Annotated in this window: 9 protein-coding genes and 1 pseudogene; 7 read left to right on the top strand and 3 right to left on the bottom strand. The window is 71.2% G+C overall.

Annotated features, from left to right (window positions below; all coding sequences use genetic code 11):
- Window positions 1-147: 147 nt before the first annotated feature.
- Window positions 148-264 (top strand): annotated as a pseudogene (locus tag FLV34_RS43535) (hypothetical protein); the annotation flags it as partial.
- A gap of 40 nt (window positions 265-304) precedes the next feature.
- On the opposite strand, the gene FLV34_RS38040 reads toward FLV34_RS43535, so the two are convergent.
- Window positions 305-1885, bottom strand: a complete 1581-nt coding sequence (locus tag FLV34_RS38040) for a glycosyl hydrolase 53 family protein (RefSeq protein WP_147945465.1) — start codon at window positions 1883-1885, stop codon at window positions 305-307.
- Between the two features lie 583 nt (window positions 1886-2468).
- Between FLV34_RS38040 and FLV34_RS38035 the strand changes: the two genes are divergently transcribed.
- Window positions 2469-3977, top strand: coding sequence for a cellulose binding domain-containing protein (locus tag FLV34_RS38035; protein WP_205830210.1), 1509 nt, complete (start codon window positions 2469-2471; stop codon window positions 3975-3977).
- A 166-nt stretch (window positions 3978-4143) separates the two neighbouring features.
- Entirely contained in the window at window positions 4144-5367 is a 1224-nt protein-coding gene (locus FLV34_RS43320; RefSeq protein WP_142647522.1) for a cellulose binding domain-containing protein, read from the top strand.
- Between the two features lie 12 nt (window positions 5368-5379).
- Here the strand turns inward: FLV34_RS43320 and FLV34_RS38025 are convergent, their stop codons facing one another.
- On the bottom strand, window positions 5380-5502 hold the full coding sequence (locus FLV34_RS38025; protein ID WP_205830211.1) for an RICIN domain-containing protein: 123 nt from the start codon (window positions 5500-5502) through the stop codon (window positions 5380-5382).
- A gap of 102 nt (window positions 5503-5604) precedes the next feature.
- Between FLV34_RS38025 and FLV34_RS43015 the strand changes: the two genes are divergently transcribed.
- The 4 genes from FLV34_RS43015 to FLV34_RS38010 all read left to right on the top strand — a co-directional run bounded on the left by FLV34_RS43015 (window position 5605) and on the right by FLV34_RS38010 (window position 8248).
- Window positions 5605-5730 carry a hypothetical protein gene (locus FLV34_RS43015; protein WP_260617246.1) on the top strand — a complete coding sequence of 42 codons (126 nt, stop codon included), beginning with the start codon at window positions 5605-5607 and terminating at the stop codon, window positions 5728-5730.
- Window positions 5731-5848: 118 nt separating this feature from the next.
- On the top strand, window positions 5849-6271 hold the full coding sequence (locus FLV34_RS38020) for a helix-turn-helix domain-containing protein (protein WP_147945464.1): 423 nt from the start codon (window positions 5849-5851) through the stop codon (window positions 6269-6271).
- A gap of 172 nt (window positions 6272-6443) precedes the next feature.
- On the top strand, window positions 6444-7508 hold the full coding sequence (locus FLV34_RS38015) for an LLM class flavin-dependent oxidoreductase (protein WP_142647528.1): 1065 nt from the start codon (window positions 6444-6446) through the stop codon (window positions 7506-7508).
- 23 nt (window positions 7509-7531) lie between these two features.
- On the top strand, window positions 7532-8248 hold the full coding sequence (locus FLV34_RS38010; RefSeq protein ID WP_147945463.1) for an NADPH-dependent F420 reductase: 717 nt from the start codon (window positions 7532-7534) through the stop codon (window positions 8246-8248).
- 415 nt (window positions 8249-8663) lie between these two features.
- Here FLV34_RS38010 and FLV34_RS43315 read toward each other — a convergent pair.
- Window positions 8664-9176, bottom strand: a 513-nt coding sequence (locus FLV34_RS43315; protein WP_187280851.1) for a cellulose-binding domain-containing protein, incomplete at its 5' end; no start/stop codon positions are given.

Below are 9176 nucleotides of genomic sequence, written 5' to 3'. Positions count from 1 at the left end.
TTGGGGATACTTCCTCGGGGCTGGCATCGTGACGTGATTCTCCCTTCCGCCAGCAGATGATGCTGGCTTCAGGGCCTCCACGAAAGTCGGAGTGGTTCAGCGACGGCTACGGGCCGGACCTGCCGTGGCGGGCAGAGAAGGTCGCCTCCACGCTTCAACCCGACGGAGCAGGCCCCGTGGGTGTCCACCAACGCCACCGCCCAGTACGGCCTGGCCGCCGTCAAGAACCTCGCCCTGATCGGCGGCCTGATCCCCGATCCGTGACCCGGGTGGTCCCAGGCGGACCACCCGGGTCACGGGGGCTTTACGGCGTCCAGCGAACGTTGGGGTTGAGGCGGCCGTTCCTGTCGAAGATCGCCTGGTTGTCCCAGCCGTCGCCGGAGCCGTTGATGTCGGCCGGGTCCCAGCCGTTGCCGGGCACGGCGTACCAGGTCGGCTCCCAGTAGAAGACGCCGATCGCGCCCGCGTCGCGGGCGGTTGTCTGCACCGCCGTGAAGTTGGCCGCCTGCCCCGCGGGCGTCGCCTGATATCCGGAGCACGGCTCGGAGGAGGAGATCACGTTGGGGGTGCCGTCGCCGTTGGCCGTGGTGTAGGGATAGGCCGTCTCGGCGAGGATCACGTCCTTGCCGTAGCGGGACTTCATGTCGGCGACCACGCCCGCCATGTTGGGCATCGTGCCGTGCCAGTAGCAGTAGTACGACAGGCCGGTGATGTCCCACGACACGCCCTTGGCCCTGATGCCGTCGTAGAACCAGCGGGCGTTCGCGTCGCTGTCCGCGTTGGCGGTGTGGATGATCACCTGGGTGCCGGAGTTGCACGCCTTCGTCGCGTTATAGCCGGCCTTGAGCAGCAGGCTCAGGTTGGTGAAGTCGTTGTTGACGACCTTGCCGTCATTCCACAGCATGCCCACGTTGATTTCGTTGCCGATCTGCACGCTGTCAGGGGTGGTGCCCTGCGCCTTGAGGCTGGAGCACACGTCGTAGGTGTAGTTGTAGACGTCGGTCTGCAACTGGCCGATCCCGTGGCTCGCCCACGCCGCCGGCTTGTACTGCTTGCCGGGATCCGCCCAGGTGTCGGAGTAGTGGAAGTCGACCAGCAGCTTCAGGCCCTTGGCCTTCACGGTCTTGGCGTACTGCAGCACCTTGGCCTTGTTGTTGTAGCCGCTGGCCGGGTTGTTCCAGATCCGCAGCCGGACGTAGTTCACCCCGATGTCCTTGAGGATGTCGAGCGGGTCCCGCTGCGCGCCGGACGCGTCGTAGTACCTCGCGCCCAGGTCGCCGGCACGCTGCAGGGTGGACACGTCCGCCCCCAGCATGGTCAGCCTCTTCCCGCCCGGAGACGCGCTCGGAGACTGGCTCGGGGACGGGCTCGGAGACGGGCTTGGCGACGCGCTCGGTGACGGGCTCGGGGACGGGCTTGGCGACGCGCTCGGTGACGGGCTCGGAGACGGGCTCGCGGTTGGGCTGGGTGAACCGGTCACGCCGCCCGTGCACGGCGTGCCGTTGAGGGTGAAGCCCGTCGGCGCCGGGTTGCTCCCGGACCACGAGCCGTTGAAGCCGAAGGAGACGCTGCCGCCGGTGCCCACCGACCCGTTGTAGGCGGCGTTGGTCGCGGTGACCTGCGATCCGCTCTGGGTGACGGTCGCGTTCCACGCCTGCGTCACCTGCTGCCCCGCCGGATAGGACCACACGAGCGTCCACGAGGAGATCGGGTCGCCCAGGTTGCTGATCGTGATGTTCGTCCCGAAACCACCCGGCCACTCGCTGCTGACCGCGTAGGTGACACTGCACCCGCTCGCCGCCGAGGCCGGTGACGCCGCGACGACACCGGCCCCCGCCATCATCGCCGCCGCGCACAGCGGCACAGCGAGACCACGTCTCTTCATGTCTCTCCCAGCCTCCACAGGACACGGATCGTCCCCGCCGTACGCGGGGCACTCCGGTAGGGCGGGACATCGGGACACGTCTCCGCCTCACGAGGTTCTGTGAACGTGCACAGTAGCCCACCAGCGGCCTGCCGAGAAGCGTCGGCACATAAGCACAAAAAGGAGCCCCCGAGGCGACCGTTTAACGGTCGTTGACGTCGCACGGGACAACTCTCATCCTGTGAACGTTCCCAGACCTGATGTCCCCCGTCCTCGCGTCCGTCCGTCCGGAGGCCCACGTGGGAAGACCCCAGCGTCACGACCGTTCGCGGGCGAGCATGACCTGCGGCGCGACCCGCGTTCCGGGCCGGTGGGACCCGCCTCCGGAGCGACCGGAAGTACGCCGCGCGCGGCGCCGGCCCGGAAGCGAATCGCCTCGTCCACATGAATGTTTCACGTCCCGCGCCCCGGCGGTCCGGCGAACGAGCCGATGAACGACCATCGCCCCGGCAGACCGGCCTCCCTCGCCCACGCGTACGCCCGCCCAGGGGTACTGACGCGTTCGACCCCCTCGGCGAACCCACCCCAGGAGAAACGGAGCGCCATGAAACCCATGCGCCTCGCCGTCGTGGCCGCCGCTCTCGCGACCGCGCTCGTCACCGTACTGACCGCCGCGCTCGCGATCATGGTCGCGGCGCCGCCCGGAGCCCAGGCCGCCGCAGGTGACGGGACGCCTGCCGACCCGAACATCCGCTTCGTCGGCCGCTGGGACGTCCGCGACGGCTCCGCCTACGTCCCGGGGTGGGCCGGTGCCTACCTGACCACCGGTTTCACCGGCACCACCGTCAAGCTGAAGCAGCGCAACGCCATCGACCTCTACTACAGCATCGACGGCCGCCCCGACGTCTACCTGCAGAACGTGCGGGGCACGGTCGACCTCACCCCCACCCCGCTCCCGGCCGGCGACCACACCCTGCGCGTGTCCTACCGCGTGGTGGCGGGCTCCTACCACGGCGACGCGGTGTTCCAGGGCCTGGTCCTCGACCCGGGCGCGCGCACCCTGCCCGCGCGTCCGGCCGGCGGCATGGTCGAGTTCGTCGGCGACTCCATCACCGTCGGCACCACCACCTCGAAGAACGCCCTCACCGCGTACGGCTGGCTGGTCGGCGAGCAGCTCGGGCTCGACCACATGCAGGTCGCGGAGGGCGGCGCCTGCCTGGTCACCACCGCCGACGGATGCGTCGGCCTGGACCGGCGCTTCGTGAAGGTCAGCGCCGTCGACGGGGCCCCCGACCACGACTTCTCGCGCTACCAGGCGGACGTCGTCGTGATCAACCTCGGCACCAACGACGTGGGGCACGGCGTGTCCACGGCCCAGTTCCAGGACTCCTACACCGGCCTGCTGCGCACGATCCGCGGCAAGTACCCGAGGGCCGCGATCCTGGCCCTGCAGACCTTCCGCGGGCGGTTCGTCCCGCAGACCCAGGCCGCGGTGCGGACCGTCAACGACGCCGGTGACCGCAACGTCTTCTTCGTTCCCACGGACGGGTGGGTGCCGCCCGACGGCCTGTCCGACAACGTCCACCCCAACGACGCCGGGCACCGCGCCATCGCGGCCAGGCTGGCGCCGATCGTGGCCGACCACCTCCCGCCGCGCACGACCCCTACTCCGACCCTCACCCCCACCCCGACTTCCACACCCATCCCCACGCCCACCCCCACGCCAAGCCCGAGCCCGACGCGGACACCGACCGCCTCCCCGTCCCCCAGCACCACACCGGGCGGCCCGGCCGCGGCGTGCGAGGTGCGCTACACCGTGACCAACCAGTGGCCCGGCGGATTCCAGGCCGACGTACAGGTCACCAACACCGGGTCCGGCACGGTGAGCCCGTGGGCGCTGCGCTGGACCTTCCCCGACGGCCAGCAGATCGGCCAGGGATGGAACGGCACGTTCACCCAGACCGGGCCGACCGTCACCGTCACCGGGCCGTCGTGGAGCCCGGCGCTCGCCCCCGGTGCGTCCGCGACCGTGGGCTTCACCGCGACCTGGAACGGCGCCAACCACGCGCCGGGCTCCTTCACCCTCAACGACGCCGGATGCCGGGCCGTATAAGCCCGGGACGCCGGGCCGTACAAGCCCGGCAGCGCCGGATGCCGGGCCATATGAGCCCGGCGACGCCGGCCGCCGCACCCGCCCGGGGGCGCGGCGGCCGGTGCGACCGGACGGACCGCCGTCACACGGTCCGGCAGACCCCGACCCGGAGAAAGCGAGAATGCCGATGAGCACGTTGAGGCGACGAGCCGCCGCCCTGGTCACCTCGGCCGCGGCCGTGCTGACGGGAGCGCTCACATGGGTGGCGGGCGCGGCGCCCGCCGACGCCGCCACCGGATGCGCCGTCACCTACCGGATCACCAACCAGTGGCCCGGCGGATTCGGCGCGGACGTCACGGTGACCAACCTTGGCGACACGATCAACGGCTGGACCCTCGGCTGGTCGTTCACCGCGGGCCAGCGGATCACCCAGGCGTGGAACGCGGCGGTCACCCAGACCGGGTCCGCCGTCACCGCCGTGAACGTGGACTACAACCCCACCATCGCGAGCAACGCGTCGGTGAGCTTCGGGTTCAACGGCTCGTGGAGCTCCGCCAACCCCGCACCGGCGAGCTTCACGCTCAACGGGGTCACCTGCACGGGCGGCGTCACCGGCTCCCCCAGCCCCAGCCCCAGCGCCTCGCCGACCCGCTCCCCCAGCCCCAGCCCGACACCGAGCCCCACTCCGGCCCAGGGGCGGATCACCGTATGGCTGGCCGGCGACTCCACCGTCGCCAACAGCTCCGGCGCCCCCATCGTCGGCTGGGGCCGGGAGCTCGGTCAGTACCTGACCACGAACGCCACCGTCGTCAACAACGCCGTCGGCGGCCGCAGCGTCCAGACCTGGCTGTACGAGTCGGCCGTCACCAACAGCATGAACTCCAGCGGCGAGTGCGCGCTCAGCTCGACCGCCTACGCCTCCCGGTGGCAGTCGATGCTCGACGCCTCGACCGGGATGAAGGCGGGCGACTATCTGTTCATCCAGTTCGGCATCAACGACGGCGACCCGTCCTGTCCCCGCCACGTCGGCGCCGCCCGCTATCGCGAGCTGCTCACCACCATGGTCCGCGCCGCACAGCAGCGCGGCGCGAACCCGGTGCTCGTGACCCCGGTGGCCGCCCTGACCTGCAGCGGGAGCACCGCCACTCCCAACCGCGGCTTCGTCACCGACACCTTCACCGTCGGCTCCGCCACCGGCGCCCCGGTGATCGACCTCCATAAGTTGAGCTACACGCTCTACAACAGCCTCCACTTCTGCCCGTTCAACGGCGACTACACCTCGGGCCCGGTCGGCGCCTTCTTCGCCAACGACCACACCCACTTCGAGGCCGCGGGCGCCCGTCAGATCGCCGGCCTCGTCGCCGGTGCCGTACGGGACCAGGGGCTCGGCCTGGCGGCCTACCTCCAGTAGGCCGCCCGCGGGTCACGACTCGGTGCGGGTCCACTGCTGGTCGGTGCCGCTGCCGCAGGTGTACTGGATGACGGTCGCCCCGTCGGCGGTGGAGCCACTGGCGACGTCGAGGCGCTCGCCGCTGTTCTGGCTCACCAGCCGAGCAGCAGTGGCGGCGGGTGCCGGCCGCCGCAGACGTCTTCAGCCGGTGACCCACGGCCGCGGATCGCCATCTCGACCACCGTGTGGCGGGCGGTCATGGGCACGCTGGCATCGACCGGCAGGAGGATCGGCACGGCACTCGGGTTCGTCCCCGGCGACGACCCCGGTATGCCGGCCGGTGAGGCCGCCACGCTGCGTCGCTACGTCAGGGCCGCTATGTGAGGCATGCCGTTACGTGACCGAGCCAGGGTGGTCACATTTCGTCACCGATGTACGCTTTGACGACCTCTCAGGGCGACAGAATGTGATCACCTCGGGTGACGGAGGAGGCGGGAGCCCTATGTCCCACCAGGCCGAGGCGGACAGGGTGCTGCGCTCGCTGGGCAGATCCTGCCTGGAGCACGACCCGGACGTCCTGCGATCCGTGCTGGACCGGATCGGCGACAAGTGGAGCCTGATCCTCATCGGGCTGCTCGGCAACGGGCCGATGCGCTTCACCGAGCTGCTGCGTACGGCCCCCGGCATCTCCCGCCGCATGCTGACGCTGACGTTGCGCGGCCTGGAGCGTGACGGCCTGGTCGAGCGCGTGATCTACGCGGAGGTCCCGCCCCGGGTCGAGTATGAGGTCACCCCGTTCGGACGCACCCTGTCCGAGCCCGTCCTGGCGCTCACCCGGTGGGCGGCCGCCAACCAGGACACGATCCGCGCCAACCGCCACGCCTTCGACACGGCGGCCGGCGCCGACCCCGACGATCTCGGCTGAGCCCCCGGCCGGTTCCCTTCATGTGACCAGGGTTCGATTGAAGTTACCGATCATCGGCGTGTAACCAGGTATCCGCACGTCATCGAGGCCGGCGGGGGGCGCTGCGCCCTGCCGCCGGCACACGTACGGGGAGATGATCGGTATGTCTGGCATGCCGGGACGGGGAGACACCATGACCGCCGGCGAAATCGGCCACCCACGCTTCGAGCTGGGACTCAACTCGTTCGGGGAGGTGGCGACGGACGGCGGGCGCGTGCTCGACGACGCCGAGACCGTACGCCTGCTCGTGGAGGAGGCCCGGCTCGCCGAGTCGGTGGGGCTCGACGTCTTCAGCGTCGGGGAACACTACCGGGACGGGCACAACGACTCCGCGACCCCGGTGCTCCTCGCCGCGATGGCCACCGCCACCCGGCGCATCGGGCTCGGCACGTCCGTGACGGTGCTGAGCACGAACGACCCGGTGCGGCTCTACCAGGAGTTCTCCACCCTCGACGCGGTGTCGGACGGCCGGGCCCGGATCGTGCTGGGCCGCGCCTCCGTGACCGAGTCGTTCTCGCTGTTCGGCTACGACCTGGCCGACTACGAGCGGCTCTTCGAGGAGAAGCTCGATCTCTTCCTGCGGCTCGAACGCGAGGAGCGGGTGACCTGGTCGGGCACGGTGCGGGCGCCGCTCACCGGGCGGCTCCTGCATCCCCGGATGCGGCCGGGAGGCATCCCCACCTGGATCGGCGTGGGGGGCAGCCCCGACTCCGTGGTGCGCGCCGCCCGGCACGGCCTGCCGCTCATGATGGCCATCATCGGCGGACGGCCGCAGCGGTTCGCGAGGAACGTCGAGCTCTACCTCACGGCGCTCGGCCGCTTCGGACACCCCGAGCTGCCGATCGGCCAGCACTCGCTCGGCCTCGTCGCGGACACCGACGAGGAGGCCGTCGAGACCTGGTGGCGCTACTGGCGGCCGGTGGTCGAGGACTTCGCGGCCGAGCGCGGCTTCTACGCGCCCGACCGGGAGCGGTACGAGGCCGAGATCGAGCACGGCGCGCTCTTCGTCGGATCGCCCGAGACGGTCGCCCGCAAGATCGTCAGGATGGCCCGCGACCTGCGCCTGAGCCGTTTCGACCTCAAATACGACATCATGCACCTTCCTCGCGACGCCCGCGCCCGCACGATCGAGCTGCTCGGCCGCGAGGTCGCCCCGCGCGTACGCGAACTGCTCGCCGCGGACGCGGTGCACGCGTGAGCCGCCGGCGATCCGGAGCGACCATGAAACCCGGCGACGTCCGCACCATCGGCATCCTCGGCGCCGGCAAGGTCGGCACCGTGCTGGCCCGTCTCGCCGTCGCGGCAGGCTACCGCGTGCTGATCGCGGGCTCCGGGGAGGCCGCGCGGATCTCCCTCGTCGTCGAGGTCGTCACGCCCGGGGCGGTCGCGGTGACCGCGGCGGAGGCGGCGTCAGAGGCGGACGTCGTGGTGCTGGCCCTGCCGCTCGGCAAGCACCGCGACGTCCCCGCCGAGGCGCTGCGGGACAGGCTCGTGCTCGACGCGATGAACCACTGGCCGGAGGTGGACGGGGTGCGGGACGACCTCACCGACCCCCGCACGTCCTCCAGCGAGATCGTTCAGGCGTTCCTGTCGCGTTCCCGGGTCGTCAAGGCCTTCAACCACATGGGCTACCACGACCTGGAGGAAGGCGCCCGTCCCACCGGCGCTCCCGGCCGCCGCGCGATCGCCATCGCGGGCGACGACCCGGACGACGTCGAGGTGGCCGCCTCGATCGTGGACGCGCTCGGTTTCGACCCCGTGGTCGCCGGCCCGCTCGCCGAGGGCGTACGGATGGAGCCGGGAACGGAGCCGTTCGGCGCGAACGTGGGCGCGGCCGAGCTGCGCGCGATGCTCGGCCGTTTCCCCGATTCGCAACGCGGCCGCGAGGTGCTCCGCGCACGCGGCGGGCTGATGTCGTCGCCCCGCCCCTCACGCTGATCGGTCGCTGACCAGCGTGATCCCGCGTCCACGACGCCGGCCGTACAGGAAACGGGAACGACCTCGAGCGCAGGCTTGATCTGCTCGACAGGTAGCGAGCATCCGCACGAGCCGGGCCCGGCCGACCGCGCCTGTAAGTGCCGCCTCCGGCAGCCCTTCCGGAGGCGGCACGGGCGGAGGCGGCACGGGCGGAGGCGGCATGGCCGCGTCAGGCGACACGGCCGCGTCAGGCGACGGCGGTCCCCTCAAGCTCGACCATCAGGCCGGGGATCGCCGGCCGGGTCACCCCCGCCGGCAGACGCGGTTCCGTACGGCACGGGCGGTTCCGTCCGCCGGGGTGGTTTCCGCCAGAGGCCGGACGTGCGGACGGGAGCGGGGCCCGAGGGCGCCCGCTCCCGCCACGCTGTGGTGCTGGTCAGCCGGTGGTGCAGGCCGAGCCGTTGAGGCTGAAGGCCGAGGGGTTCGGGTTGTTGCCCGAGTGGGTGCCCTGGAACCCGAACGACGTGCTGGCGCCGGGGGCCAGCGAGCCGTTGTAGGACATGTTGCGCGCGGTCACCGACGAGCCGCTCTGGCTCACGGTGGCGTTCCAGGAGTTGGTGATCTGCTGGCCGCCGGAGAACGACCAGGCCAGCGTCCAGCCGTTGATCGTGCCGCTGCCGGTGTTGGTGATGTTCACTTCGGCGGTGAAGCCGTTGTTCCACTCGTTCTTGGTGTAGGACACACGGCACGGGCCGGTGTTGCCTCCCGGCGAGGACGGCGAGACCGTGGGCGAGGGGCGGGGCGAGGGCGAGGGCGAGGGCGAGGGCGACGGATCGGTCGTGCCGCCGATGGTGATGTTGGAGTTGCCGCTGCTCTGGTAGCCCTCGGTGGCGAGGATCTGGTAGTCGTGGCTGCCGAGCGACATGCCGGCGCGGGCCCAGGCGTCGAA

Source organism: Microbispora sp. CSR-4 (genome assembly GCF_008033685.1).
Lineage (GTDB): Bacteria > Actinomycetota > Actinomycetes > Streptosporangiales > Streptosporangiaceae > Microbispora.
The sequence above is the reverse complement of the archived record's forward strand: the minus strand, read 5'-3'. Positions and strand labels throughout refer to the sequence as shown.

Bases quoted from the DNA above. Each gene is read 5' to 3' on its own strand.
- FLV34_RS43320 (WP_142647522.1), top strand. From the start codon at position 4,144: ATGAGCACGTTGAGGCGACGAGCCGCCGCCCTGGTCACCTCGGCCGCG.
- FLV34_RS43015 (WP_260617246.1), top strand. From the start codon at position 5,605: ATGGGCACGCTGGCATCGACCGGCAGGAGGATCGGCACGGCACTCGGG.
- FLV34_RS38035 (WP_205830210.1), top strand. From the start codon at position 2,469: ATGAAACCCATGCGCCTCGCCGTCGTGGCCGCCGCTCTCGCGACCGCG.
- FLV34_RS38020 (WP_147945464.1), top strand. From the start codon at position 5,849: ATGTCCCACCAGGCCGAGGCGGACAGGGTGCTGCGCTCGCTGGGCAGA.
- FLV34_RS38015 (WP_142647528.1), top strand. From the start codon at position 6,444: ATGACCGCCGGCGAAATCGGCCACCCACGCTTCGAGCTGGGACTCAAC.
- FLV34_RS38040 (WP_147945465.1), bottom strand. From the start codon at position 1,885: ATGAAGAGACGTGGTCTCGCTGTGCCGCTGTGCGCGGCGGCGATGATG.
- FLV34_RS38010 (WP_147945463.1), top strand. From the start codon at position 7,532: ATGAAACCCGGCGACGTCCGCACCATCGGCATCCTCGGCGCCGGCAAG.